Consider the following 26,283-nt stretch of genomic DNA (forward strand, 5'->3'; position numbering starts at 1 on the left):
TTATTGACCCAACTTCAGGCGAGCAGTCTCGCCACTGGTGAACGGAGCGATATCGACCGGTTGGCCGTTGTAGCTGACCTGTGCCGCGCGAGCGACGCCCAGACGTACGGCGAGCGGCGGCTTGCCGGAAACACTCACGCTGTCGCCTTTATGCTTCAGACCACTGAAAATCACTTTGCCACGGCCATCGGTCACCTGTGCCCAGCAATCGCCGGTGAACTGCAATTGCACCTGGCCTTCGCCGGCAACCGGAGCAGCTGCTTCAGCGCTTGGCGCTTGAGCAACCGGCGCGGTCGGGGCAGGTGTCGCAGGGACATTCGGCGCTGGAGTGGCCGGAGCTGCCACCACTGGCGCAGGCGTCGGTGCCGGTGCGCTTGGCGCAACTGCCGGGGCAGTTGGCTCGGTCGCTGGCGCCGCGGATTCGGCGCCGGTCGATTCAGCACTGGTTTCCGACTGCGGCAAGGCCAGCGATGTCGAATTGTCGGCCTGATTTTCGGCGACAGCCTGGTCTTCCGGCTCGTCGATCGGGTGGATCTGCGTGGTGCCGTCAGCGCCTTCGACTTCGACGTGCTCCGGTGCGAGGCTGGTCAGATCGCGGGTGCGCTGGGAGGTCTGATCCTGCCACCAGACGAATCCGCCGCCGATGACCGCGATCAGCAGCAACAGGCTGACGATACGCAAAATGGTGTGGGAAACCCGCACCGGCTCTTCGATACGACCGAGGGCGTGAACATTGCTGCCCTGGGAGTCGGTGCCGGTGGACTGGTCGAACTGCTGAACCAGAACGGTCTGGTCCATGCCGAGCAATTTGGCATAGGCGCGAATGTAACCGCGAGCGAAGGTATGCCCCGGCAGCTTGTCGAAAGCGCCGGCTTCAAGATTGCTCAGGGATGTCACGGTGAGGTTGAGCTTGAGGGCCACTTCGGCCAGCGACCAGCCATTGCTTTCGCGGGCCTGGCGCAGGGTCTCACCGGGATTAACGCGATTCGCTGCTACAACTTCGGGATGCGCCGCTTTCATCATTGCTCCGACAGGTATTGCTGATATTCCGGCGTACCGGGATAGAGTCGTTTTAATTGCAGACCGTAACTGGCTGCCTTGTCGCGATCTTCAAACACTTTTGCCAGCCGAACGCCGAGCAATAGACTACGTGCATTTTGTTCGGTGAGCTGGCTGAAACGGTCGTAATAGTCACGCGCGGGCACATAATGCCTGTCTTCGAAGGACAACTCAGCCATTTCCAGCAATGCGCGTGGTTGTTGGCGATTCAGGCGCAGGGCTTTTTCCAGCTGTTGCTGGGCCAGATCACGCTGGCCAAGCTTGGCGGCGGTCATGCCGAGGTTTTCGAAGACCCGCGAGCGCTCAGGATACAGGGTATCGGCGGCCGCTTGTTCAAAACGCTCGTAGGCTTCCTTGTAGCGCTGTTCTTCGTAGAGAAAACTGCCGTAGTTGTTGAGGATGCGTGCATCGGTGGGACGTGAGGACAAGGCCTTGCGAAAGTGCTCGTCGGCCAGTGCCGGCTCCATTTCAGCCTGGAACACCAGACCGAGGGCCGCATTGGCATCGGGGTCGGAACTGTCCAGCTCCAGCGCCTTCTTCAAGGGCACCTTGGCGCGTTCGGTCATGCCCTGCTGCAGGTAGCCCAGTCCCAACTGCACGTAGGCAGCCCGCGCTTCATCGCGGCCCTTGCTGGTCTTCATCGGGTTGTAGTCACCCGACAGGACACAGCCAGCGCACAGGCTGGCCAACAGCAACAGCAGCGCAAAGCGCAGGGACATAGAGATCCTCTCTTAGTTAGTGTTCGCGGCGTTCTGTGCCAGATCGCTGTCGGCGCTCAACTCGCGCACGGCGATGTAACGTTCGCTGCGACGGGTGCGATCCAGCACCTGCCCTACCAATTGACCACATGCGGCATCGATGTCTTCACCACGGGTGGTGCGCACGGTGACGTTGAAACCGGCCTGATGCAACTGATCCTGGAAGCGGCGGATGGCATTGTTGCTCGGCCGCTCGTACCCGGAGTGCGGGAACGGGTTGAACGGGATCAGGTTGATCTTGCACGGGATATCTTTAAGCAACTCGATCATTTCCACCGCGTGCTCAAGCTTGTCGTTGACGTCCTTGAGCAAGGTGTACTCGATGGTCAGCACACGTTTTTCGCCAAGGGCGGACATGTAGCGCTGGCACGACTCGAGCAGCATCTTAAGCGGATATTTCTTGTTGATCGGCACCAATTGGTTACGCAATGCGTCATTCGGTGCGTGCAGGGACAACGCCAGGGACACGTCGATGTGCTTGGCCAACTCATCGATCATCGGCACCACACCCGAAGTGGACAGGGTCACGCGGCGCTTGGAGATCCCGTAGCCGAGGTCATCCATCATCAGATGCATGGCGGCGACGACGTTGTCGAAGTTCAGCAACGGCTCGCCCATGCCCATCATCACCACGTTGGTGATGGCGCGGTCGACGGTGGCCGGGACGCTGCCGAAAGATTTGTTGGCAATCCACACCTGACCGATGACTTCGGCGGCGGTGAGGTTGCTGTTGAAGCCTTGCTTGCCGGTGGAGCAGAAACTGCAATCCAGGGCACAGCCTGCCTGGGACGAAACGCACAAGGTGCCGCGCTTGCCCTGGGGAATGTACACGGTCTCGACGCAGCTGCCGGACGCCACGCGAACCACCCATTTACGGGTGCCGTCGCTGGAGATGTCCTCGCTGACCACTTCCGGACCACGCACTTCAGCAATGGCCTTGAGCTTGTCGCGCAAGGCTTTGCTGACGTTCGTCATGGCGTCGAAATCATCGACGCCAAAGTGGTGAATCCATTTCATTACCTGACCGGCACGGAAACGCTTCTCCCCGATTGAGTCGAAGAATTTTTCCATTTCCGGCTGGGTCAGACCCAGCAGGTTTGTTTTAACAGTCGATGTAGTCATGGATTCACCTTCACTCTGCAAGCAATGCTTAGCGAGTGGTTACTTCAGTAGCTGCGAAGAAGTAAGCGATTTCGCGAGCGGCAGCAGCTTCGGAGTCCGAACCGTGAACGGCGTTGGCGTCGATCGATTCAGCGAAGTCAGCACGGATGGTGCCGGCAGCAGCTTCTTTAGGGTTGGTAGCGCCCATCAGCTCACGGTTGCGAGCGATAGCGTTTTCGCCTTCCAGAACCTGAACGACAACCGGGCCGGAAGTCATGAATGCAACCAGGTCACCGAAGAAACCGCGCTCGCTGTGCTCAGCGTAGAAGCCTTCGGCTTCGGCTTTGGACAGTTGCTTCAGTTTCGAAGCTACAACGCGCAAGCCAGCGTCTTCGAAGCGAGTGGTGATCTTGCCGATCACGTTTTTAGCAACGGCGTCAGGCTTGATGATGGAGAAAGTACGTTGAACAGCCATGGTGTAACTCCAGAAACGGTAATTTGCGAAAAATTAAACCCGCGAATTATACGCGGGTTCTTGGGTATTGCCTAACCTGCGAGACGATCAGTCCAATTCTTTGGCCCAGAGCTCCTGAACCGCTTCGAGCACCTTCTCGCCGACACGGCCAGAAGTAGCATCGAAGTCAGGCAGCTCAAGGATCATCTGCTGCAAACGGACAAAACCTACAGAATACGGGTCGAGCCCCTCGTGGGCCTCGGCCAGCTCTTCGGCAATGCGTTGAACATCATTCCAACCGTAGCTCATGACAGTCTTACCAGTCAGTGCGGCGCTTCGGCCGCATGGTTAAGCGAATATTTCGGAATCTCGACGGTGAGGTCTTCCTCACCAACGATAGCCTGGCAAGCCAGACGCGATTGCGCCTCAAGGCCCCAGGCACGATCGAGGAAGTCTTCTTCCAGCTCGTCGGCCTCTTCCAGCGAGTCGAAACCCTCGCGGATGATGCAATGGCACGTGGTGCAGGCGCAGACGCCGCCGCATGCGCTTTCCATCTCGATATGGTGTTCGTGGGCCAGCTCGAGAATAGAGGTGCCGGGCGCAGCCTCGACCACCATGCCTTCAGGGCAAAACTTCTCGTGGGGCAGAAAAATGACCTGCGGCATCAGATATCCTCGATTTCATTCAGGTTGCGCCCCGACAGAGCGGCTTTCACCGTCAGATCCATGCGGCGGGCAGCAAAAGCATCGGTCACTTGCGACAGACGCTTGGTCTGCTGCTCGATGGCGTAACCATCGGTACCTTTCATCAGTTCGGCCAGTTCCTGCATTTGCAGTTCGATGACCATGCGCTCTTCGGCGTCGAGCAAACGCTCGCCATCGGCCTCCAGAGCGCCCTGCACCGCTTCGAGCAGGCGCTGGGCATCGACTTGCTGCTCACGCAGAACGCGGGCGACCTTGTCGTCATTGGCATGCTGGAACGAATCCTTGAGCATCTTGGCGATTTCGCCATCGGTCAGACCATAGGAAGGCTTGACCTGAATGCTCGCCTCAACGCCCGAGCCCAATTCACGGGCAGACACGCTGAGCAGACCGTCGGCATCGACCTGGAAGGTCACGCGAATTTTCGCCGCGCCCGCCACCATTGCCGGAATGCCGCGCAATTCGAAGCGTGCCAACGAGCGGCAGTCGCTGATCAGCTCGCGCTCACCCTGCAACACGTGGATCGCCATGGCCGACTGGCCGTCTTTATAAGTGGTGAAGTCCTGGGCGCGCGCGACGGGGATGGTGGTGTTGCGCGGAATCACCTTCTCCATCAGACCGCCCATGGTTTCCAGCCCCAGGGACAGCGGGATAACATCGAGCAGCAGCAGTTCGCCGCCATCGCGCTTGTTGCCAGCCAGGGTGTCGGCCTGGATCGCGGCCCCGATGGCCACCACTTGATCCGGGTCGATTTCCGTCAGTGGCTGACGACCGAAGGCTTCGGCAACAGCTTCACGCACACGTGGCACGCGGGTCGAACCGCCGACCATGACCACGGCATGGACGTCTTCCAGTTCAATACCGGAATCGCGAACCGCGCGGCGGCAAGCTTTCAGGCTGCGCGCGACCATCGGTTCGATCAGCGCATCGAAGGCTTCGCGGGTCAGTTGTGCTTTCCAGTCGCCGTAAGCCACTTCCACACTGGCCGCATCGGTCAGGGCTTCTTTGGCCGCGCAGGCGGTTTGCAGCAGATTGCGTTGCGCGCCTGGGTCGAGATCGGCGGACAGGCCAGCGCTCTCGATGATCCAGCCGGCAATCGCGTGATCGAAGTCATCGCCGCCCAGCGCGCTGTCGCCGCCAGTGGCCAGAACTTCAAAGACGCCGCCGGTCAGACGCAGAATGGAGATATCGAAAGTACCGCCGCCCAAGTCGTAGATCGCCACCAGACCTTCGGCGTGCTGATCCAGACCGTACGCCACCGCAGCGGCAGTCGGCTCGTTGAGCAGACGCAACACGTTGAGACCGGCGAGCTTGGCCGCGTCTTTGGTGGCCTGACGCTGCGCATCGTCGAAGTAGGCAGGAACCGTGATTACCGCGCCAACCAGTTCGCCACCCAAGGTCGCTTCAGCGCGCTGACGCAGGACCTTGAGGATATCGGCGGAGACTTCAACCGGGCTTTTCGGGCCTTGCACGGTATCGATAAACGGCATGTGCGATTCGCCGCCGACAAAGCGGTACGGCAGTTGCTCGCCCAATTGCTTGACGTCGGACAGACCACGACCCATCAAGCGCTTGACCGAGAGCACGGTGTTCAGAGGATCAGAGGCTGCCGCCAGCTTGGCGGACTCACCGACTTCAACGCGGTCGGCGTGATAACGCACGGCGGACGGCAGGATGACCTGCCCGTTGGCGTCGGCCAGCGGTTCGGAAAGACCACTGCGCAGCGCAGCGACCAGCGAATTGGTAGTACCCAAGTCGATGCCCACAGCCAGACGGCGCTGGTGCGGTTGAGGACTTTGGCCGGGTTCGGCGATCTGCAGTAGAGCCATGGTGATCAGGTCTTGTCTGTCTGTCAGCGTGCAATCAGGGCAGCACTGGGTTAATCGTCGAGGCGCTCTTCCAGCTGGCGCACTTCGTAGGTGAGCTTGTCGAGGAACTGCATGCGCCGCATCAGGCGTTCGGCCTGCTCGCGTTGCGCTGCATCATCCCAACAGGCTGCGAAGCTTTCGTTGAGCTGCTCCTGAGCCGCCTTCAAGCGACGCTTGAACACGGCGACACCGTCGAGATCGGCGCTGTCCTGCAGATCTTCAAGCTCTTCGCGCCATTGCATCTGCTGCAGAAGGAATTCGGGATCGTGGACAGTGACTTCCATCGGCACTTCATGCCCGCTGATTTTCAGCAGGTAGCGTGCGCGCTGGGCCGGACTCTTGAGCGTCTGGTAGGCGTCGTTGAGCCGCGCCGATTGCTCGAGTGCCGAGCGCTGCTCGCGTTCGGATGCATCGGCAAAACGGTCAGGATGGACGCCGCGCGCCAACTCACGGTAGCGCGTGGCCAACTGCTCGAGATCCAGGCGGAAGCTCGGTTGCAGCTCGAATAAAGCGAAATGACAAGGAATACCCACGACCAGCCTCAGATGTTGAAGCTTTCGCCGCAGCCACATTCACCGCGCACGTTGGGGTTGTTGAACTTGAAGCCTTCGTTCAACCCTTCCTTGACGAAATCGAGCTCGGTGCCGTCTAGGTAGGCCAGGCTCTTCGGGTCGATGATCACTTTTTCGCCGTGACTCTCGAACACCTGATCTTCCGCCACTACCTCGTCGACAAACTCCAGCACGTAGGCAAGGCCGGAACAGCCTGTGGTGCGAACACCCAGACGAATCCCTTCACCTTTGCCGCGCCCGTCGAGGGAGCGCCGCACGTGTCGAGCAGCCGCTTCTGTCATGCTGATAGCCATCGTTGACTCCTTACTCGTCGCCGAATCTTGAAATTCAGATCAAGCCTTTCTTCTGCTTGTAGTCGCGAACAGCCGCTTTGATAGCGTCTTCAGCGAGCACGGAGCAGTGGATTTTCACTGGCGGCAGGGCCAGTTCTTCGGCCAGCTGAGTGTTCTTGATGGTTTCGGCTTCGTCCAGGGTCTTGCCCTTCATCCACTCGGTGGCGAGGGAGCTGGAGGCGATTGCCGAACCGCAACCGTAGGTCTTGAACTTGGCGTCTTCGATAACGCCCTGATCGTTGACCTTGATCTGCAGACGCATCACGTCGCCGCACGCCGGAGCGCCGACCATGCCGGTGCCGACATCAGGATCTTCCGCGTTCATCTTGCCGACGTTGCGCGGGTTTTCGTAGTGGTCGATGACCTTTTCGCTGTAAGCCATGATTCTCAATCCTCACTCATCAGGGCCGCTCTTGAGACCCTGCAACTGCGCTGCGTTAACGCCGCGTCGCTACAGGATCTGTATCCGGCGGCTTCTATAGTTAGTGTGCCGCCCACTCGATTTTCGAGATATCGACGCCGTCTTTGTACATGTCCCACAGCGGCGACAGAGCGCGCAGCTTGGTAACGGCCTCGCAGACCTTCTGCGCGGCGTAGTCGATTTCTTCTTCGGTGGTGAAACGGCCGAAGGTAAAGCGGATCGAGCTGTGTGCCAGTTCGTCGTTGCGGCCCAGGGCGCGCAATACGTACGAAGGCTCCAGCGACGCCGAGGTGCAGGCCGAACCGGACGATACCGCCAGATCCTTGAGCGCCATGATCAGCGACTCGCCTTCAACGTAGTTGAAGCTCAAATTCAGGTTGTGCGGAACGCGGGCGGTCAGGCTGCCGTTGACGTACAGCTCTTCCAGATGCTCGACCTGCTTGTAGAAGCGATCGCTCAAGGCTTTGATGCGCACGTTTTCAGCGGCCATGTCTTCCTTGGCTACGCGGAACGCTTCGCCCATGCCGACGATCTGGTGGGTCGCCAGGGTGCCGGAACGCATGCCGCGCTCGTGACCGCCGCCGTGCATGGTCGCTTCGATGCGCACACGCGGCTTGCGGCTGACGTACAGCGCGCCGATGCCTTTAGGGCCATAAGTCTTGTGGGCGGAGAACGACATCATGTCGACTTTCAGCTTCTGCAGATCGATTTCGACCTTGCCGGTGGACTGAGCAGCGTCGACATGGAACAGCACGCCTTTGGCGCGCAGCATCTCGCCGATGGCGGCGATGTCGTTGATGGTGCCGATTTCGTTGTTGACGTGCATCACCGACACCAGAATGGTGTCTTCGCGCAGTGCGGCGTCAATCATTGCCGGGGTGATCAGACCGTCTTCGGTAGGCTCGAGGTAGGTCACTTCGAAACCTTCACGCTCCAGCTGGCGCATGGTGTCGAGGACAGCCTTGTGCTCGATCTTGCTGGTGATCAGGTGCTTGCCCTTGGAGGCGTAGAAATGTGCCGCGCCCTTGATCGCCAGGTTGTCGGATTCGGTGGCACCGGAGGTCCAGACGATTTCGCGCGGGTCGGCATTGACCAGATCGGCCACCTGACGACGAGCGTTTTCGACGGACTCTTCAGCCTTCCAGCCGAACACGTGGGAGCGGGACGCCGGGTTACCGAAGTTTCCGTCGACCAGCAGGCATTCACTCATTTTCTGCGCAACGCGCGGATCAACCGGGGTGGTTGCAGAGTAATCAAGGTAAATCGGCAATTTCATGGACTATCTCCTAAATCAGGGCTGGCGTGCCGCGGGTAGCTCTTCGGCTGTCATTCGACGGCGGACGCTTCAATCTTGTCCAGGCGTGGCGCCTTGCTGCTGCAACGGCGCTGGTCCTGACGCTGGGCCACTTCTTGTACCTCACGGCGAGTCACAAGGTCGGCCAAGCTGATACCGCTCAGAAATTCGTGAATCTGCAGGCTCAAGTCGCACCACAGGTGATGGGTCAGACAGGTATCGCCGGAATGGCAATCGCCCTGGCCCTGGCACTTGGTGGCATCGACCGATTCGTTCACCGCATCGATCACCTGGGCGACCTGGATGCCCTGCATGTCGCGGGACAACTGGTAGCCACCACCCGGACCGCGAACGCTGGAAACCAGGTTGCTGCGGCGCAGCTTGGCGAACAGCTGTTCGAGGTAGGACAGGGAGATGCCTTGGCGCTCAGAGATATCGGCCAGAGACACCGGCCCGTGCTGCGCGTGCAACGCCAGGTCAAGCATGGCGGTCACGGCGTATCGGCCTTTTGTAGTCAGTCGCATGGACAGTTACCACGGAGTTCGGAATGGGCGGGAGTATGCAATTCCCGAGCATTTAAGTCAACTATAAGACCTAGTGCTTTAGTCGGGTTTACCCGCAAAAGAGCGCGCGCACTATAGCAAAGACGGGGCGCGGACAGCCAGCGCAACCGCGTGATCGTTCTTCGCGAGCAGGCTCGCTCCCACATTGGAATGCATTCATCTGTGGGAGCGAGCCTGCTCGCGAAAAGCAGCGCCGCGGTTCAGCCGGCTTTGGATTCGTCCTTGCCCTTCACGCAGGCGAAATCTTCTTCACGCAGCTCAGGCAGATCTTTCGCACAGTAATTGCTGCCCAGATCCTTCAGCGCGCCGCACATGCCTTCCAGGCGCCCGTCCACTGCTTGCAGATGATCGAGCAATTGGCCGATGGCCCGGGCCACCGGGTCAGGCATGTCTTCGCTGACACCGTAGGCGTCGAAACCGATCTTTTCCGCCATGGCTTTGCGCTTGGCGTCCTGCTCTTCGTCGGTCTTGATGATGATCCGCCCCGGAATCCCCACCACCGTGGCGCCCGGCGGCACTTCCTTGGTGACCACAGCGTTGGAGCCGACTTTGGCGCCGGCACCCACCATGAACGGACCGAGAACCTTGGCCCCGGCACCGACTACAACGCCGTCTCCGAGAGTCGGGTGGCGCTTGCCTTTGTTCCAGCTGGTGCCGCCGAGGGTCACGCCTTGATAGATGGTGACGTCGTCGCCGATCTCGGCGGTTTCACCAATAACGATGCCCATGCCGTGGTCAATGAAGAACCGCCGACCGACCTTGGCGCCCGGATGAATCTCGATCCCGGTCAGCCAGCGACCGAAGTTCGACACCAGTCGCGCCAGCCACTTCAACTCGTTGCGCCAGAGCATGCCGGCCAAACGATGAATCCAGATCGCATGCATGCCGGGGTAGCAGGTCAGGACTTCAAAAGCGTTACGCGCCGCCGGGTCTCGATGGAATACGCTTTGGATATCTTCACGCAAACGCTCAAACATCATTCAATCCTTCCGCTTTAGAAGCTCGCCACGGGCCGCTTTCTGGGTTTCCGTGAGGATGCCACGCAAAATATTCATTTCCGCCCGGCTGACCGAGCTGCGTCCGTACAACCGGCGCAGGCGCGCCATCAAGTGCCGTGGTTTTTCCGGGTCGAGGAATTCGATGTCGACCAGCGTCTGCTCCAGGTGCTCATAGAATCGCTCCAGCTCATCCATGGTCGCCAGCTCGGCGCTTTTCACCGAGGCCACTTCTTCTTTCTCGACCTTGCTCGGCTGACCCTGTGCGGCCAGCCAGGCCATGCGCACTTCATAACTCAGCACCTGCACCGCCGCCCCGAGGTTCAGCGAACTGAACGTCGGGTCGGAAGGAATGTGCACATGAAAGTGACATCGCTGCAGCTCTTCATTGGTCAGGCCGGAGTCTTCACGGCCGAACACCAAAGCGATCTCGGCGCCCTGCCCGGCTTCCTCGACCACTTTGTTGCCGCACTCACGCGGGTCCAGCAGCGGCCAGGGAATGCGCCGGTCGCGGGCGCTGGTGCCGAGCACCAGATTGCAGCCGACCAGAGCATCTTCCAAGGTGGCGACGATTTGCGCGTTTTCAAGGATGTCACCAGCACCGGAGGCGCGGGCGTCGGCCTCGTGGTGCGGGAAGACCCGCGGTTCGACCAGCACCAGTCGCGACAGACCCATGTTTTTCATGGCGCGCGCGGCCCCGCCGATATTGCCGGGGTGGCTGGTGTTGACCAGGACGACACGAATGTTCTGCAGCAAGGGAGGCGCTCTCGGACACAGGAAAGGGGGGCAAATCTTACAGAACAGCCTACCGTTAAGCTATGAAAGCGAACAGCGTCCTTCACCTGAAGAAAAGTTCTGATAGAATGCGCGGCTTTCTTTAACAACCTTAGGTGACACATCCATGCAGCCCATGCTGAATATCGCGCTGCGCGCCGCCCGCAGCGCCAGTGAACTGATCTTCCGCTCCATCGAGCGCCTGGATACCATCAAGGTCGACGAAAAAGACGCCAAGGATTACGTATCCGAGGTCGATCGCGCCGCTGAACAGAAAATCATCGATGCCCTGCGCAAGGCTTACCCGAATCACTCGATTCAGGGTGAAGAAACCGGCCTGCACGCTGGCACCGGCATCGAAGGCGAAGAGTACCTGTGGATCATCGATCCGCTGGACGGCACCACCAACTTCCTCCGTGGCATTCCGCACTTTGCAGTGAGCATTGCCTGCAAATATCGTGGTCGTCTGGAACACGCAGTGGTTCTGGACCCGGTCCGCCAGGAAGAATTCACCGCCAGCCGTGGTCGCGGCGCTCAACTGAACGGTCGTCGTCTGCGCGTCAGTGGTCGCACCAGCCTCGACGGCGCTCTGCTCGGCACTGGCTTCCCGTTCCGTGACGATCAGATGGACAACCTCGACAACTACCTGGGCATGTTCCGCGCCCTGGTTGGCCAGACTGCCGGCATTCGCCGCGCCGGTTCGGCGAGCCTGGACCTGGCTTACGTGGCTGCCGGTCGTTTCGATGCGTTCTGGGAATCGGGCCTGTCCGAGTGGGACATGGCTGCAGGCGCCCTGCTGATTCAAGAAGCCGGCGGCCTGGTGAGCGACTTCACCGGTGGTCACGACTTCCTTGAGAAAGGCCACATCGTTGCCGGCAACACCAAATGCTTCAAGGCAGTACTGACGGCGATCCAGCCGCACCTGCCGGCCTCGCTGAAGCGCTAAGCTTTACGCGAAACCAAAAAGCACCCTCCGGGGTGCTTTTTTTATGCCTGCAATTCCAAACAGCACAATTCCCTGTGGGAGCGAGCCTGCTCGCGAATGGGCGTGTCAACAAAGGAAATATCAACTGTTGGACCATATTCGCGAGCAGGCTCGCTCCCACAGGTGAGAATCGCGCGCTGCCCTGAATCGCGGGTATAAAAAAAGCACCCCGCAGGGTGCTTCTTTTCACAAACGTAAATCCTTACTGAGCCGGCTCATTCTGCGACAGGATCAGCTTGCCTTCCTTGTCGACCGGAATCTGGTTGCCCGGATCGCGATCCATCCGCACTTTGCCTTCCTTGCCATCAAGCGAGTAACGCACGTCGTAACCGACGACCTTGTCGCTGATGTCATTGACCGTGTTGCAGCGGGTTTGCGTGGTGGTGTAGGTGTCACGCTCCTGCATGCCCTCCTGCACCTTGTTGCCCGCGTAACCGCCACCGACCGCACCGGCCACCGTGGCAATCTTCTTGCCGGTACCGCCGCCAATCTGGTTGCCCAGCAAACCACCGGCCAGCGCGCCGACCACGGTACCGGCGATCTGGTGTTGATCTTTTACCGGTGCCTGACGGGTCACCGTTACATCCTTGCATACTTCACGTGGAGTCTTGATCTGTGTCTTGACCGGCTCAACGGCTAATACTTGCGCATACTCAGGGCCGCTTTTAACCAGGCTGTAGGTGGCAACAGCACCCCCGGCTGTGACACCGACAGCACCCAATACCGCACCAACCAGCAACGACTTGTTCACATGAACCTCCTGACCATCACATGCGGGACGCGCCCGCGCTTCTCCCAGCCTTGGAGCACAAAAAAAGGCGCGAGTTCAACTCGCGCCTTTTGTTGGCTGACAGCCGGGGAAATTGCTGGCCGTTATGGACGGTCGTCGACTTCCTTGTCGGTGTTGGCCGGAGGAATCAGATCCTCGGTGGTCAGGTTCAGCCAGATCAGCACCACGTTGGCGATGTAGATCGACGAATAAGTACCCGCCAGTACACCGATGAACAGTGCGATGGAGAAGCCGAACAGGTTGTCGCCACCGAAGAACAGCAGCGCCGCGATCGCCAGCAGAGTGGAGATCGAGGTCGCCATGGTGCGCAGCAGGGTCTGGGTGGTCGAGATGTTGATGTTCTCGATCAGCGTCGCCTTGCGCAGCACGCGGAAGTTCTCACGCACCCGGTCGAAGACCACGATGGTGTCGTTCAGCGAGTAACCGATGATCGCCAGCACTGCCGCCAGTACTGTCAGATCGAAGGTGATCTGGAAGTACGAGAGGATACCCACGGTCACGATCACGTCGTGGATCAGCGAGACAATGGCGCCGACCGCAAACTTCCACTGAAAGCGGAACGCCAGGTAGATCAGGATGCCGCCGAGCGCCAGCAGCATGCCGAGGCCGCCCTGGTCGCGCAGCTCTTCACCGACCTGCGGGCCGACGAACTCGACACGCTTGACCGTCGCCGGGTTGTCACCGCCGACCTTTTGAAGCGCTTCCGCTACTTGATGGCCCAACTGCGGGTCTTCACCCGGCATGCGCACCAGCAGGTCGGTCGTCGCACCGAAGTTCTGCACCACGGCTTCGTGATAACCGGAGGTCGCCAGTTGCTCGCGCACCTTGGTGACATCGGCCGGACGCTCGTAGGTCAGCTCGATGAGCGTACCGCCGGTGAAGTCCAGGCCCCAGTTCATGCCCTTGGTGGCGACACTGAACAAGGCAATGACGGTAAGCAGCAATGTGACGCCGAACGCGAAGTTGCGAACGCCCATGAAGTTGATTGTACGTAACATGGCAGCCCCTTAAATCCACAACTTCTTGAAGTCACGTCCGCCAAAGATCAGGTTGACCATTGCGCGGGTCACCATGATGGCCGTGAACATCGAGGTAAAGATCCCGAGGGACATCGTCACTGCGAACCCCTTCACCGGGCCGGTGCCCATGGCGAAGAGAATGCCGCCGACCAGCAACGTGGTCAGGTTGGCGTCGAGAATCGCGGTGAATGCCCGGCCGAAGCCTTCGTTGATTGCCCGCTGCACAGTCATGCCGGCGGCGATCTCTTCACGAATCCGCGAGAAGATCAGTACGTTGGCGTCGACCGCCATACCCATGGTCAGGACGATACCGGCGATACCCGGTAGGGTCAGCGTGGCGCCCAGCAACGACATCAACGCCAGCAGCAGCACCATGTTCACCGCCAGAGCGACGGTGGCGATGACGCCGAAGAAGCGGTAGATGGCGATGATGAACAGCGACACGAACAGCATGCCCCACAGGGAAGCGTCGATACCTTTGGTGATGTTGTCAGCACCCAGGCTCGGACCGATTGTGCGCTCTTCAGCGAAGTACATCGGTGCAGCCAGACCACCGGCACGCAGCAGCAGTGCCAGCTCGGACGACTCACCCTGACCGTTCAGGCCAGTGATGCGGAATTGCGCACCCAGCGGCGACTGAATGGTCGCCAGGCTGATGATCTTCTTCTCTTCCTTGAACGTCTGCACCGCAACGTCTTTCTCGACGCCATCAACCACTTGCTTGGTGTAAGTGGTGACCGGACGCTGTTCGATGAAGATCACCGCCATGCTGCGACCGACGTTGGAACGGGTCGCGCGGCTCATCAGCTCGCCACCGTGACCATCCAGGCGGATGTTCACTTCAGGCGTGCCGTGTTCGCCGAAACCGGCCTTGGCGTCGGTGACCTGGTCACCGGTAATGATCAGGCCACGCTCGATCTGCGCTGGCGGACGGTTGCCTTCGCGGAATTCGAACGATTCGGAAGTGGCTTTCGAAGCGCCCGGCTCAGCGGCCAGACGGAACTCGAGGTTGGCCGTCTTGCCGAGAATACGCTTGGCTTCGGCAGTGTCCTGCACGCCCGGCAGCTCAACCACGATGCGGTTGGCGCCCTGACGCTGCACGATCGGTTCGGCAACACCCAGCTCGTTGACGCGGTTACGTACTGTGGTCAGGTTCTGCTTGATGGAGTATTCACGGATTTCCGCCAGCTTGGCCGGGGTCATCGCCAGACGCAGCACCGGTTGACCGTTGAGGTCGGCCGGAACAATGTCGAAATCGTTGAAGTTCTTGCGGATCAGCGCACGGGCCTGTTCGCGGGAGTCTTCATCGCTGAAGCCCAACTGAATGGCACCGCCCAGTTGCGGCAGGCTGCGATAGCGCAGCTTCTCTTTGCGCAGCAGGCTCTTGACGTCGCCTTCGTAGACTTTCAGGCGTGCATCGAGGGCTTTGTCCATGTCCACTTCGAGCAGGAAGTGCACACCACCGGACAAGTCCAGACCCAGCTTCATCGGGTGCGCACCGAGGTTGCGCAGCCATTGCGGGGTGGTCTGTGCCAGGTTCAGCGCGACGACGTAGTCATCACCCAATGCCTTGCGCACAACGTCCTTGGCCGGCAGCTGGTCTTCAGCCTTGCTCAGACGGATCAGACCGCCCTTGCCGCCAGCAGTCAGCGTGGCCGCCTTGACGTTGATGCCGGACTCTTTCAGCGCTGTGCTGACGCGAGCCAGATCGGCGTCATTGACCTGCAGAGCCGTGCTGGCGCCGCTGATCTGAATGGCCGGGTCATCGGGGTAAAGATTGGGAGCGGAATAAATCAGACCGATCGCCAGCACCGCCAGGATCAGAATGTATTTCCACAGAGGGTATTTGTTCAGCATCACGCCGCCCGTTATGAACGCGGGGCGCCTTGCGCGCCCCGTCGATTGAGTAGAAGTTGTTGCTCTTAGATCGCTTTCAGCGTGCCTTTTGGCAGCGTGGCGGCGATGGCGCCTTTCTGGAACTTCATTTCCACGGTGTCGGACACTTCCAGAACCACGAAGTCATCGGCAACCTTGGTGATCTTGCCGGCGATGCCGCCAGTGGTCACGACTTCGTCGCCCTTCTGCAGGCTGCTCAGCAGGTTCTTCTGCTCTTTGGCGCGCTTGGCCTGTGGACGCCAGATCATCAGGTAGAAGATGACCAGGAAGCCGACCAGGAAAATCCACTCGAAGCCGCCGCCCATTGGGCTTGCAGCAGCCGGTGCAGCTGCGTCAGCCATGGCGTTAGAGATAAAAAAGCTCATTTAGCACTCCAGTTGCAAATGTTGAATCTTGGGGTCAGAAAACTCAGTCCAAAGGCGGGACGGGAAGTCCGCGTTTGGCGTAGAAGGCATCGACAAAGGCGGCCAATGTACCCTGTTGAATAGCCTCGCGCAAACCAGCCATCAGCACCTGATAATGGCGCAAGTTATGGATGGTATTGAGCATGCTGCCGAGCATTTCGCCGCACTTGTCCAGGTGATGCAGATAAGCGCGCGAGAAGTTCTGGCAGGTGTAGCAATCGCAGGTCGGATCCAGCGGCGATTCATCATGGCGATGGAACGCGTTACGGATCTTCAGCACACCGGTATCGATGAACAGATGCCCATTGCGGGCATTACGGGTTGGCATCACGCAATCGAACATGTCCACCCCGCGGCGCACACCCTCAACCAGATCTTCCGGTTTGCCAACGCCCATAAGGTAACGAGGTTTGTCAGCGGGCATTTGGCCCGGCAGATAATCCAGCACCTTGATCATTTCGTGCTTCGGTTCGCCCACCGACAGACCGCCGATGGCTAGGCCGTCGAAGCCGATCTTGTCGAGGCCTTCGAGCGAGCGCATGCGCAGGTTTTCATGCATGCCGCCCTGGACGATACCGAACAGCGCTGCGGTGTTGTCGCCGTGGGCATTCTTCGAACGCTGCGCCCAACGCAACGACAGCTCCATCGATATGCGCGCGACGTCTTCGTCAGCCGGATACGGCGTGCATTCGTCGAAGATCATCACAATGTCGGAACCGAGATCGCGCTGCACCTGCATCGACTCTTCCGGGCCCATGAACACTTTGGCGCCGTCGACCGGAGAAGCGAAGGTCACGCCCTCCTCCTTGATCTTGCGCATCGCGCCGAGGCTGAACACCTGGAAGCCGCCGGAGTCGGTGAGGATCGGGCCTTTCCACTGCATGAAATCGTGCAGGTCGCCGTGTTCCTTGATCACTTGAGTGCCGGGACGCAGCCACAGGTGAAAGGTGTTGCCTAGAATGATTTCCGCGCCCGTGGCGACGATGTCGCGCGGTAGCATGCCCTTGACCGTGCCATAGGTGCCGACCGGCATGAACGCCGGGGTCTCGACGGTGCCACGGGGAAAGGTCAGGCGACCACGACGAGCCTTGCCATCGGTGGCCAGCAGCTCAAAGGACATTCGACATTCGCGACTCATTCTGTTTCCTCTGGGCCTGTCTGTTCAGGGGCAGTTGGAGCGGGATTGCGGGTGATGAACATCGCATCCCCGTAACTGAAAAAGCGGTAACCGTTTTCAACGGCGGCCTTGTAGGCGGCCATGGTTTCGGGATAACCGGCAAACGCGGAAACCAGCATCAACAGCGTGGATTCCGGCAAATGGAAATTGGTCACCAGAGCATCGACCACATGAAACGGCCGGCCCGGATAGATAAAGATGTCGGTGTCGCCACTGAACGGCTTGAGCACGCCATCGCGCGCTGCGCTTTCCAGCGAACGCACGCTGGTGGTGCCGACCGCAATCACCCGACCGCCACGCGCACGGCACGCAGCGACCGCATCGACCACATCCTGGCCGACTTCCAGCCACTCGCTGTGCATGTGGTGATCTTCGATCTTCTCGACACGTACCGGCTGAAACGTCCCCGCGCCGACGTGCAACGTCACGAACGCAGTCTCGACGCCCTTGGCAGCAATCGCCTGCATCAGCGGCTCATCGAAATGCAGCCCCGCCGTCGGCGCTGCGACCGCACCCAGACGCTGGGCGTACACGGTCTGATAACGCTCGCGATCCGAGCCTTCATCCGGGCGGTCTATATAAGGAGGCAACGGCATGTGCCCGACGCGATCGAGCAGCGGCAAGACTTCCTCGGCAAAACCCAGCTCGAACAACGCATCATGACGCGCGAGCATCTCGGCTTCGCCACCGCCGTCGATAAGGATCTTCGAACCCGGCTTCGGCGACTTGCTGGAGCGCACATGAGCCAGCACGCGGTGCGCATCGAGCACGCGCTCGATGAGAATTTCCAGCTTGCCGCCGGACGCTTTCTGCCCAAACAGCCGCGCCGGAATCACCCGGGTATTGTTGAACACCATCAAATCGCCCGGGCGCAAATGCTCAAGCAAATCAGTGAATTGACGGTGTGCCAGGGCGCCGCTCGGCCCATCGAGGGTCAGCAGGCGACTACCGCGACGCTCGGCCAATGGATGGCGGGCGATCAGCGAATCAGGAAGCTCGAAAGTAAAGTCAGCAACGCGCATGATGGGGTTCGTCTAGCAGGGCCGGAAAGTCTAGCGGAAATATCAAAAATTGACCATGAAACGTGATTGACCAACGGTAATCACCTCTCTATACTTCGCCGCCATTGAGCCCTGATGGCGGAATTGGTAGACGCGGCGGATTCAAAATCCGTTTTCGAAAGGAGTGGGAGTTCGAGTCTCCCTCGGGGCACCATATAGCAGTATCTGAAAGTCTCTACCAGACTCTCAGACCCAGAGAAACCGGCCACTTGAGCCGGTTTTTTTGTGTCTGGCTATCTACTCCTGTATCCCTTTATCCGTTGTATCCCTGTATCCCTGCTTGTATCCTGAGAAAATTACTGAACTTTGGGATACAAGGATGAAGCGCGCAGACATCAAGCGCCGCCCTCTCGCTGACACGACACTCGCGGGATTGGAGCCGGAATCAAAGGAATACCGGGAGCTAGACGGAAACGGCCTTTATTTCAGGGTCAAACCTGATGGTGGCAAGTCTTGGCAGCTTCGCTACAAACGTCCGGCGGGCAATTGGGCTTGGATGGGGCTCGGGGGTTACCCGGAAGTAAGCGGTGCACTTGCACGAGACAAAGCGGCCGGTCTACGCAAGATCGTAAGTAGCGGTGCCGATCCTCTCGAACAGAAGAGATCTGCCAAAGCAGCCATTAACGCTGCCAAGACTAGAACCTTTCGAGCGGCTGCTGAAGCTTGGCTGAAGGCCAAAGAGGAAAAGGGCCTCGCCACCTCCACCCTTAACAAAATTCGCACCTACCTCGACAAAGACATACTCCCAGCATTGGGAGATAAGCCACTCGATGAAATAACCCGTACCGACTGCGCGAATCTTCAGGCATCCCTCGAAGCCCGAAACGCACACAACGTGGCGGAAAAGTGTCGCACCTGGGTCAACCAGATTTTCGGCCGTGCTATCGGATTAGGACTGACTGAAAACGATCCGGGCAGCCGCCTTCGTGATATTGCAGCGCAGGCCCCTAAGACTCAGCAACACCCACACTTGCTTGAACCTGAGCTGGCTGAATTTCTTCACGCACTAAAAAACACTCCGAGCAGACTGACAGCCCGCACAGCTGCATGGCTTTGTTTATGGACAGCATCGCGTCCAGGCATGGTGCGCTTGGCCGAATGGAAAGAGTTCGACCTTGAGAAAGCCATCTGGACTACGCCCGCCGCCAAGATGAAGATGCGTCGGGATTTTGTGTGCCCTTTGCCCCAGCAAGCGGTTACCGCCCTTAAGGAACTGCACTGCCTAACAGGACGGAGTCGCTGGCTTTTCCCCGGCGTAGGAGCCAAGAACCCGACCATCAGCGAAAACACCATTAACAAAGTCTTCGCGACCATCGGCTACAAAGGTCGCCTCGTTGGGCACGGTACTCGACACACAGCGAGTACATTGCTTCGAGAACATGGCTGGCCGAAGGAGCATGTTGAAGCGCAGCTAGCACACAAGGAAGAAGGTATTTCAGGGGTCTACAACAAAGCTCAATACTTAGAGCAGCGCGTAACCATGATGCAGTGGTATGCCGATCATCTTGATGGACTTGCAGCTGGCAATGTAGTGCAAGGCCAGTTTGGAAAGGCAATATGACTTCCCTACCTTTCACCCAGTGCAAAACCAGTGTAACGCGTGTTACAGGTGTAACTAAAAACGGCAACCAGTTGATTTTATTGGTTTTATTTCCAGTTACACGCGGCAAAACACCGGCCCTTTCTATGTGTAACGTCCCTGAATCGTGTAACAGGACTCTACCCCCCTCAGCCATGCTGGCGGCCTATCCATTTGACGTGCGCCGCTGCGATAACACGCCGATTCCGGGGCGACGGGGGAGCCAGAATGGATATTGAACTGGACGCTGACTTAGGGGAGCTGGAAATTGCAGGAGTCGACGTCGAATGCCTAATTAGGGACATGGACGATATCGAAACAGCTGTTCTAGAGTTAGCGCTGTACCCGCAGTTCAACGACTATTTTCGAGAAACATTCGATCTTATCAATGCCGCCACTTCATTCTGGCTTGAGGATGGGGCCTACGCGCTCTGTGCCGAGCGCGTCACAGGAACCTTGTTTCGACTCCGTGACGTCATCGACGAACATGCTAGTGCCACGGAAGCCGGCTCTTTGCCAAATGTCATTCGACAGCTCCCAGGCTTCAATCATCAAGCAACGGACTCGCAACTGGTCGCGGCCTTCGCCCTAGTGCTCGGTACCCAAGCATTGGAGGTCCTCGCGAATTGGCTGTTCGAACTTGAGCTAGCGACTTACGACATCGATGCCGACCTGATAGAGCAACTGAGAAATGAATCGCCGCGCCAGTACCTCGCCCTCATTGAGAAAGAACGATATCGACGTAGCGGACTTGAAATTCGAGCACGAGAGCAATTTGCTGTTTTTATGGGAGAGGCTAATCAGACGCTGTTGATGGCAAATTTTTATCAACAAGTGGAGCGCATGGATGTATCCAAAAATGGTTTCAACACATCAAGTCTAATGCACCGACTACTCGACGAAGCTTTCTCAGCGAAAGCAACGAGGCGTGGCCAAGAGGCAGGTAAAGGCAACCTAGACCCCAGCTCAAAAACACAAACGGAGGCCATGGATCGACGGTCAAAAATCAAGGCTGCCGCAGAAACGATTATTGAGGGACGCAAGATTGAGAAGCGAAGCCTTAGCGATGCGGAGCTAACCAACCTTCTTTTCGATCAAACAGTACATGGCACAAAAAAAACCATCCGAGAGCATTTGACCGCCCTAGGCCTTAGACCCTTGAAATAAAAAGGGGAACAGACACAGTCCGTTCCCTCTCCCCTCCGTAGCGTATGACCTGTTGTCTCTATTCACACAGGTTTGGATCGCTATGACTACCCAACTAAAAACCATCACCCCGCACGACCCCGCTACGACGCTCATTCGCATGCCGGAGGTCATTTCAATCGTAGGGCTCGCACGCCCGACTATCTACAAGCTCATGCGCCAACCTGAGAGCGGATTCCCGCTGCCAGTGAAGCTGAGTACCAGCAACGCCCGAAGTGCTCCAGTTGCATGGGTATTGGGAGAAGTACAGGCGTGGACACGAGCGCGTATCGCCGCCCGTGACCAGGTGGCCGCATGAAGCGCAATTACTGCCCTTTCAAGGGACCATTTCTAGACTCCTACAGCATCGGATTCCGCCTCTACCAGCCCGGGGGGATCAACTGGCGCCATCGCACTATTGCGGGTGTGAGCTGGAACGGCGAAGAGCAAGAAGCGTTCTTTTTCAGCCCTGACGGTCTCGTACTTCCACTCAAAGCCAATCCTTGGGAACTGCCCGAACTGATCCGCAAAAATGCGGTGCGCAGAGAGTTTTCGAGCGTTTACGGCTCCGGCTATTTTGCTATGAGCGAAAGCCGTCTCGCCTCGTTGGAATCGCGCGGCATGACCGACTGGGTTACCTACTGGCTCGTCGATCAATCAGCGGAATTCGCGAACGATCCGGCGGTATGGCAACGCATCATGGATGAGGATCTTGCCGTCGAGAAGACGACAAGCGAGCGCGCTCATCAAGATATGCGCTTGACCTCCGACCTGAACGGTTATGTCGAGGAGTGTGTTGCACAACGACGTGAGCAGATGGCCGTTGTACACCGTCGCCGCTGTGTTGAAGACAGCAAGATACTCGCCTGGCTCAAAGGCGAAACACCGCCTCCACTGTTCGCTAATGCGCAGGAGGCAGCATGAATCGCAAGATCGCTGATAACGCCTTGATGCATCCGTTCTCCGTGCTGCGCCGGATCGGATTCTCTACTCACCTCATGCAGCGCCTTGAACGCCACCGCAGCCAACAGGAAAAGCGAGGCCGCGTGGTCAGCGTACTGAGTTGGGCCGACGGCACCTGGTGCGCCCTCTCCCTCCACTGCGAAAAAAGCGGCGCGGTGATCGTCGACGAAGGCCAGCAAACCCAAGCCTACGAAGACGCCCGCTCGATGCTCAGCGGCGGCTTCCTACCGCTCCTATCCCTGCGCTGGGAAGCCCATGCCTGAAACGAAAACGCCTCCGGGGGCGATCCGGAGGCGTTGAGGTCAATCTACATGCACGAACAATTTATGCCGCACCTGAAAAAACCGCAAGCCATCAGCGCAGTTGCACTTTCGAAAAACGGACGTTACTCTTTGGCCGTCGCTGCAAACTCAGTGACCGGGCTTGGTAACCCGTTGAACAATAGGCGCAACAGCGCCCATATCTCTTTTGCAGGCGCTTTTTTTGCGCCCGCAAATCCGTTTTATGGCGGCTGTGCGTGGGAGACCTTCGGGTCTGCCGGGTTCCTATTGTCCCGGTTTACCAACCTGCGCACAGCTGCCACCCATTCGCTTGGTAACGAACGTGGCAGCTCCTCAACAATAGGAGCTTCGCCAGATGCACGCCCTCAATCCGTCCAAAATTCGCGCCGCTGCACACCGTGCAATGGCTCTCGCCGCTCTACACGCCAATTCCAGCCTCGCTACACGCCTCTCCCGTTACAACGCTCACATGGCCAAAGCCCGCGCACTCGAAACCGCAGGCGGTGCCCAATGAACAACGCTTTGAGTTTCGCCCTGCCCGAAGACCTGCTCTGCGTGAATCCGACCGCAGAAGCCGGTGTACCCATTGACGCCATTACCTGCGCAATTGCTCGCGCCGACTCGGTGCTGACGTTGCTTGAAGAACACTTTGAAAGCGACTCCTCGCGCCTTGCTAACCACGTTATCGCGGCCGTCCTCTGGGACGTGCGCGGCACTCTTGGTTTGATTAAAACACTGACCTTGCACGGCGACTCCACCTCGACGCCTGCTGCGCAGAAAGGCGGTGCGCTATGAACACCTCCACCACCCTCGGGCATGCCACCTTCACTCGCGTGAACGCCTCCGACTTGAAGTTGTTCCGGGTCAATGCAGGAGTACCGGTCGAGGACGCACTGGAGATGGTTTCCCTGCTGCAGCATCACGCCAACCAACTCAACTTCGACGCCGCCATGAGCGACAGCGGTGAGCGTTTCAGTTGGCCTGCTCTGTACCTCGGCGAGATGGCCAAAGCGCTGATTGATGACATCAACGACGCACTGTTTCTGCCGAGGGCTGACACATGAGCCAGCGCCAGAATAGCAACACCAAACGTCCAAGTTTTGCCGACGTGAAGGCCGCCGCGCTGAAAGACATTGATCGTGTCTTGTCGCACTGGCTGCCCAACGGCAAGCGCGTCGATGGCGGCAAAGAATTCACCGCACCGAATCCAACCCGCAGCGACAAGCGCGCCGGTTCGCTGAAGATCAGTTTGAGCAAAGGCACATGGTCCGACTTTGCCACCGGCGACAAAGGTGGCGACCTGATTGATCTGGTGCGCTATCTGGACGGCGGCACCGACATCGAGGCCTGCAACCAACTCGCAGAATTGCTCAACGTGTCGCCCGGCGCCGCCCAGGCGAAGATCGCGCCTGCCAAAACAAAGGCACCTGAGTGGATTGCCATTCAGCCGATACCAGCGGAGGCCATGAACAAGTGCCCGGCCAAGCATCGGCAGCACGGCGCACCGTCCAAGGTGTGGATCTACCGTGACGCTCAAGGTCAGCAGCTTATGGCGCTCTATCGCTTCGACCTCGCGCCCGATGAGGGCGGCAAGCCGAAGAAGGTTTTTGCACCCCTTACATGGTGCGAGCGCGCCGATGGCCAAATCAAGCAATGGCGCTGGCAGGGTCTGCCCGATCCACGTCCGCTGTTGCGACTTGATGAACTGGCTCAACGTAGTGATGCACCGGTAGTTTTGTGCGAAGGCGAAAAAGCTGCCGACGCTGCCGCCGAACTGCTGCCGAGCCACGTGGCCACCTGCTGGCCGAACGGTTCCAACTCTTGGCACAAAGCCGACCTGACACCGCTGAAAGGCCGAGACGTGCTGCTGTGGCCTGACAACGACAACAGCGGTAAAGCATGCATGGAGGCCGTCGCCGAGAAGCTGCGCGAAATCGGCGTCGCCTCGGTTCGTTTCATCGCTCTGGACTCCTTCAAACGTAAGCCCACGCTGAAAAGTGGCCGCGCCGCTTTCGCCAAAGGTGGTCAATGGGATGACGGTGATGACGCTGCAAATGCGCTCACCAAAAATTGGACAGCCGCGCATTTCGCCGAGCTGCAAAGCAGCGGCGAGCTGTTTGGTTTGGTCGAGGAAAAACCAGCCCCTGAGCAAACTGAAGCAAAGACGGACGCGAAGACGAAATCCGCAGCCAAGCGCCCGACAAAATCGAAAACCGACCTGATGCCCGGCGGCTTTCGGCTGACGTCCGAAGGTGTGTTTTATGCCGGTGACGACGGTGAGGCGCGTCCAGTGTGTTCACCACTGGAGATCCTCGCCCGTACTCGCGACGACAAAGGTCAGAACTGGGGTTTGTTGGTTGAATTCGACGATCCCGACGGCGCCAAGAAACGCTGGAACATCCCGGCCCGCACCATGACCGGTGACTTCGGCAAAGATGTGCTCGGACCACTAGTGGACATGGGGCTACGCCTCGCAGGCAGTCGCTCTGGCCGCAATGCACGCAATGACCTTCAGAGTTATCTCGGCGGCTTCGACAGCGCGCAACGGGCTCGACTGGTCACGCGCTTGGGTTGGCATGACACAGCCTTTCTACTGCCGGAACAGCAGGTCGGTACGCACAGCGAACACCTGCACTTCTACGAGGCCGGTTCGCAACTTCCGCCTATCAGCGAAGCGGGCACGCTTGAGCAGTGGCAGGAGCAGATTGGCGCGCTTTGCGTCGGTAACCATCGTTTGGCATTTGTCGTTGGAGTGGCCTTCGCAGGGCCGCTGCTGCACATGCTCGGCCATGAATCAGGCGGCTTTCACCTGTATGGCGATAGCTCCGGCGGCAAGACCACACACTTGCAAGTCGCGGCCTCGGTCTACGGCGGACCGCGACTGGTGCGTTCGTGGCGCTCCACCGACAACGCGCTGGAGTCCATCGCCGCCGCGCATTCCGACGGCCTGCTTGTCTTGGATGAAATCGGCATGTGCGACCCGCGCATCATCGGCGAGACGGTGTACATGCTCGGCAACGGCACCGGCAAGGCACGCGCCAACGATCGAGGGCAAGCTGGCCGACAGATACAAGAGTGGCGTTTGCTTTTCCTCTCCACCGGTGAAAAGACGTTGGCCCAGCATATGGCCGAAGCGAACAAGGAGCTGAAAGCGGGCATGGAGGTACGCATGCTTGCCGTTCCTGCCGATGCGAGCAAAGGCCTCGGCATGTTCGATACGCTCAATGGTTTTGAAGATGCAGCGGCACTGTCCGACGCGCTCAAGGCTCGCGTAGCGAAATACTACGGCACGCCGCTCACGGCCTTCCTTACGGCGCTGTGTGAACCCGGTAAGCGTCATGGATGGTCCGCCATCCTGCGCCGCACGCTGGAAGGTTTTATCGCCCAGTCGTTACCAGCGTCGGCCAGTGGACAAGCGCACCGTGCCGCTGCTCGCTTCGGTCTCGCCGCCGCAGCGGGTGAGCTGGCCACCGCGATGGGAATCACCGGCTGGCCCGACGGAACCGCCACCACCGCTGCTCGCGTTTGCCTCAACGCATGGATGAACGAGCGTGGCGGCGCCGGTAACTTCGAGGGCGATGCGATCTTGGCGCGACTGCGCCAGGTCATCGAGCGCTTCGGTGAAAGCCGCTTCACGCGCTGGGAATCGACGGCGGCAAAAATCGATGAGCACGGGCCGCGCACCATCGACCGACTCGGTTTTCGTAAGACGCTGGAGCACGGGCTCGGAGACTCCCTGCACACCACCAACACCTATTACGTGCTCCCAGAGCTATGGCGCTCGGAGATCTTCCGAGGCATGAACATCAACGCGGTGAACAAGGAACTGCTGCAGCGCGGTGTTCTGGAACCCGGGAAGGACGGTAAGGCGTCGAGCCTGATCCGGTTACCCGGTCTCGGCACGCAGCGTTGCTACATCGTTAAGACGATTCCGGGAATGGATGAGAGCGAGGCTCGGGCTGCCTGAGGGCATCTCTGCTGATCGAGGTAGCGCCGGCTTATTCCCGGCCTCGCCAGCCACTCAACCAACCCACAATCGAATTGAAAGAGA

General features: G+C 59.0%; 29 protein-coding genes and 1 tRNA gene. 10 read left to right on the top strand and 20 right to left on the bottom strand.

Annotated features, from left to right (window positions below; all coding sequences use genetic code 11):
* From D6877_RS18695 to trmJ, 14 genes are all read right to left on the bottom strand, one after another.
* Entirely contained in the window at positions 1–1,020 is a 1,020-nt protein-coding gene (locus D6877_RS18695) for a RodZ family helix-turn-helix domain-containing protein (protein WP_130911729.1), read from the bottom strand.
* Positions 1,020–1,778, bottom strand: a complete 759-nt coding sequence (gene pilW / locus D6877_RS18700; protein ID WP_130911730.1) for a type IV pilus biogenesis/stability protein PilW — start codon at positions 1,776–1,778, stop codon at positions 1,020–1,022. Before pilW ends, D6877_RS18695 begins: the two co-directional genes overlap by 1 nt.
* A gap of 12 nt (positions 1,779–1,790) precedes the next feature.
* Positions 1,791–2,939 (bottom strand): 23S rRNA (adenine(2503)-C(2))-methyltransferase RlmN, encoded by a 1,149-nt coding sequence (gene rlmN, locus D6877_RS18705; RefSeq protein WP_024014215.1) that lies wholly within the window; start codon positions 2,937–2,939, stop codon positions 1,791–1,793.
* A gap of 28 nt (positions 2,940–2,967) precedes the next feature.
* Positions 2,968–3,393 (bottom strand): nucleoside-diphosphate kinase, encoded by a 426-nt coding sequence (ndk, locus tag D6877_RS18710; protein WP_024014216.1) that lies wholly within the window; start codon positions 3,391–3,393, stop codon positions 2,968–2,970.
* Positions 3,394–3,480: 87 nt separating this feature from the next.
* On the bottom strand, positions 3,481–3,681 hold the full coding sequence (gene iscX / locus D6877_RS18715) for a Fe-S cluster assembly protein IscX (RefSeq protein WP_123530472.1): 201 nt from the start codon (positions 3,679–3,681) through the stop codon (positions 3,481–3,483).
* Positions 3,682–3,695: 14 nt separating this feature from the next.
* Positions 3,696–4,037 (bottom strand): ISC system 2Fe-2S type ferredoxin, encoded by a 342-nt coding sequence (gene fdx, locus D6877_RS18720; RefSeq protein WP_016773327.1) that lies wholly within the window; start codon positions 4,035–4,037, stop codon positions 3,696–3,698.
* Entirely contained in the window at positions 4,037–5,902 is a 1,866-nt protein-coding gene (gene hscA, locus D6877_RS18725; protein ID WP_073473310.1) for a Fe-S protein assembly chaperone HscA, read from the bottom strand. The genes fdx and hscA overlap by 1 nt, the downstream gene beginning before the upstream one ends.
* Before the next feature lie 50 nt (positions 5,903–5,952).
* Positions 5,953–6,474, bottom strand: coding sequence for a co-chaperone HscB (hscB, locus tag D6877_RS18730; RefSeq protein WP_016773325.1), 522 nt, complete (start codon positions 6,472–6,474; stop codon positions 5,953–5,955).
* An 8-nt stretch (positions 6,475–6,482) separates the two neighbouring features.
* Entirely contained in the window at positions 6,483–6,806 is a 324-nt protein-coding gene (iscA, locus tag D6877_RS18735) for an iron-sulfur cluster assembly protein IscA (protein WP_003227904.1), read from the bottom strand.
* A 34-nt stretch (positions 6,807–6,840) separates the two neighbouring features.
* Positions 6,841–7,227, bottom strand: coding sequence for a Fe-S cluster assembly scaffold IscU (iscU, locus tag D6877_RS18740; RefSeq protein ID WP_003227907.1), 387 nt, complete (start codon positions 7,225–7,227; stop codon positions 6,841–6,843).
* 100 nt (positions 7,228–7,327) lie between these two features.
* Positions 7,328–8,542, bottom strand: a complete 1,215-nt coding sequence (locus D6877_RS18745; RefSeq protein ID WP_016773324.1) for an IscS subfamily cysteine desulfurase — start codon at positions 8,540–8,542, stop codon at positions 7,328–7,330.
* Between the two features lie 50 nt (positions 8,543–8,592).
* Positions 8,593–9,084, bottom strand: a complete 492-nt coding sequence (iscR, locus tag D6877_RS18750) for a Fe-S cluster assembly transcriptional regulator IscR (protein ID WP_016773323.1) — start codon at positions 9,082–9,084, stop codon at positions 8,593–8,595.
* 239 nt (positions 9,085–9,323) lie between these two features.
* Positions 9,324–10,100, bottom strand: coding sequence for a serine O-acetyltransferase (gene cysE / locus D6877_RS18755; RefSeq protein ID WP_130911731.1), 777 nt, complete (start codon positions 10,098–10,100; stop codon positions 9,324–9,326).
* Positions 10,101–10,103: 3 nt separating this feature from the next.
* A complete protein-coding gene (trmJ, locus tag D6877_RS18760) occupies positions 10,104–10,874 on the bottom strand; it encodes a tRNA (cytosine(32)/uridine(32)-2'-O)-methyltransferase TrmJ (RefSeq protein ID WP_130911732.1) in 771 nt (256 codons plus the stop codon).
* A 145-nt stretch (positions 10,875–11,019) separates the two neighbouring features.
* Here trmJ and suhB point away from each other — a divergent pair, with 145 nt between their 5' ends.
* On the top strand, positions 11,020–11,838 hold the full coding sequence (gene suhB / locus D6877_RS18765; RefSeq protein ID WP_016773320.1) for an inositol-phosphate phosphatase: 819 nt from the start codon (positions 11,020–11,022) through the stop codon (positions 11,836–11,838).
* A 241-nt stretch (positions 11,839–12,079) separates the two neighbouring features.
* Here suhB and D6877_RS18770 read toward each other — a convergent pair whose 3' ends face one another.
* The 6 genes from D6877_RS18770 to queA all read right to left on the bottom strand — a co-directional run bounded on the left by D6877_RS18770 (position 12,080) and on the right by queA (position 18,185).
* A complete protein-coding gene (locus D6877_RS18770) occupies positions 12,080–12,628 on the bottom strand; it encodes a glycine zipper 2TM domain-containing protein (RefSeq protein ID WP_007916907.1) in 549 nt (182 codons plus the stop codon).
* Between the two features lie 122 nt (positions 12,629–12,750).
* A complete protein-coding gene (gene secF / locus D6877_RS18775) occupies positions 12,751–13,665 on the bottom strand; it encodes a protein translocase subunit SecF (RefSeq protein ID WP_016773319.1) in 915 nt (304 codons plus the stop codon).
* Between the two features lie 9 nt (positions 13,666–13,674).
* A complete protein-coding gene (secD, locus tag D6877_RS18780) occupies positions 13,675–15,543 on the bottom strand; it encodes a protein translocase subunit SecD (RefSeq protein ID WP_016773318.1) in 1,869 nt (622 codons plus the stop codon).
* A 65-nt stretch (positions 15,544–15,608) separates the two neighbouring features.
* A complete protein-coding gene (gene yajC / locus D6877_RS18785; protein ID WP_016773317.1) occupies positions 15,609–15,947 on the bottom strand; it encodes a preprotein translocase subunit YajC in 339 nt (112 codons plus the stop codon).
* A 43-nt stretch (positions 15,948–15,990) separates the two neighbouring features.
* Entirely contained in the window at positions 15,991–17,106 is a 1,116-nt protein-coding gene (gene tgt, locus D6877_RS18790; RefSeq protein ID WP_178083714.1) for a tRNA guanosine(34) transglycosylase Tgt, read from the bottom strand.
* Between the two features lie 14 nt (positions 17,107–17,120).
* A complete protein-coding gene (gene queA / locus D6877_RS18795) occupies positions 17,121–18,185 on the bottom strand; it encodes a tRNA preQ1(34) S-adenosylmethionine ribosyltransferase-isomerase QueA (RefSeq protein WP_016773315.1) in 1,065 nt (354 codons plus the stop codon).
* A 108-nt stretch (positions 18,186–18,293) separates the two neighbouring features.
* Between queA and D6877_RS18800 the strand changes: the two genes are divergently transcribed.
* The 9 genes from D6877_RS18800 (at position 18,294) to D6877_RS18840 (ending at position 26,199) form a co-directional block, all read left to right on the top strand.
* Positions 18,294–18,378: transfer RNA gene (locus tag D6877_RS18800), tRNA-Leu, on the top strand.
* A 165-nt stretch (positions 18,379–18,543) separates the two neighbouring features.
* Positions 18,544–19,785, top strand: coding sequence for a tyrosine-type recombinase/integrase (locus D6877_RS18805; RefSeq protein ID WP_130911734.1), 1,242 nt, complete (start codon positions 18,544–18,546; stop codon positions 19,783–19,785).
* Between the two features lie 246 nt (positions 19,786–20,031).
* Positions 20,032–20,970 (top strand): hypothetical protein, encoded by a 939-nt coding sequence (locus tag D6877_RS18810; RefSeq protein WP_130911735.1) that lies wholly within the window; start codon positions 20,032–20,034, stop codon positions 20,968–20,970.
* Positions 20,971–21,052: 82 nt separating this feature from the next.
* Positions 21,053–21,307 carry an AlpA family phage regulatory protein gene (locus D6877_RS18815; RefSeq protein WP_073473321.1) on the top strand — a complete coding sequence of 85 codons (255 nt, stop codon included), beginning with the start codon at positions 21,053–21,055 and terminating at the stop codon, positions 21,305–21,307.
* Positions 21,304–21,912, top strand: a complete 609-nt coding sequence (locus tag D6877_RS18820) for a hypothetical protein (RefSeq protein ID WP_130911736.1) — start codon at positions 21,304–21,306, stop codon at positions 21,910–21,912. The genes D6877_RS18815 and D6877_RS18820 overlap by 4 nt, the downstream gene beginning before the upstream one ends.
* A complete protein-coding gene (locus D6877_RS18825) occupies positions 21,909–22,214 on the top strand; it encodes a hypothetical protein (RefSeq protein ID WP_130911737.1) in 306 nt (101 codons plus the stop codon). Before D6877_RS18820 ends, D6877_RS18825 begins: the two co-directional genes overlap by 4 nt.
* Positions 22,215–22,742: 528 nt before the next feature.
* Positions 22,743–23,027, top strand: a complete 285-nt coding sequence (locus D6877_RS18830; protein ID WP_073473331.1) for a hypothetical protein — start codon at positions 22,743–22,745, stop codon at positions 23,025–23,027.
* Positions 23,024–23,296 carry a DUF3077 domain-containing protein gene (locus D6877_RS18835; RefSeq protein ID WP_102901546.1) on the top strand — a complete coding sequence of 91 codons (273 nt, stop codon included), beginning with the start codon at positions 23,024–23,026 and terminating at the stop codon, positions 23,294–23,296. Before D6877_RS18830 ends, D6877_RS18835 begins: the two co-directional genes overlap by 4 nt.
* On the top strand, positions 23,293–26,199 hold the full coding sequence (locus tag D6877_RS18840; RefSeq protein ID WP_130911738.1) for a DUF927 domain-containing protein: 2,907 nt from the start codon (positions 23,293–23,295) through the stop codon (positions 26,197–26,199). The genes D6877_RS18835 and D6877_RS18840 overlap by 4 nt, the downstream gene beginning before the upstream one ends.
* Positions 26,200–26,283 lie beyond the last annotated feature (84 nt).

This window comes from Pseudomonas sp. Sample_9 (assembly GCF_004307535.1).
In the GTDB taxonomy this organism is placed as follows: domain Bacteria; phylum Pseudomonadota; class Gammaproteobacteria; order Pseudomonadales; family Pseudomonadaceae; genus Aquipseudomonas; species Aquipseudomonas mercuritolerans.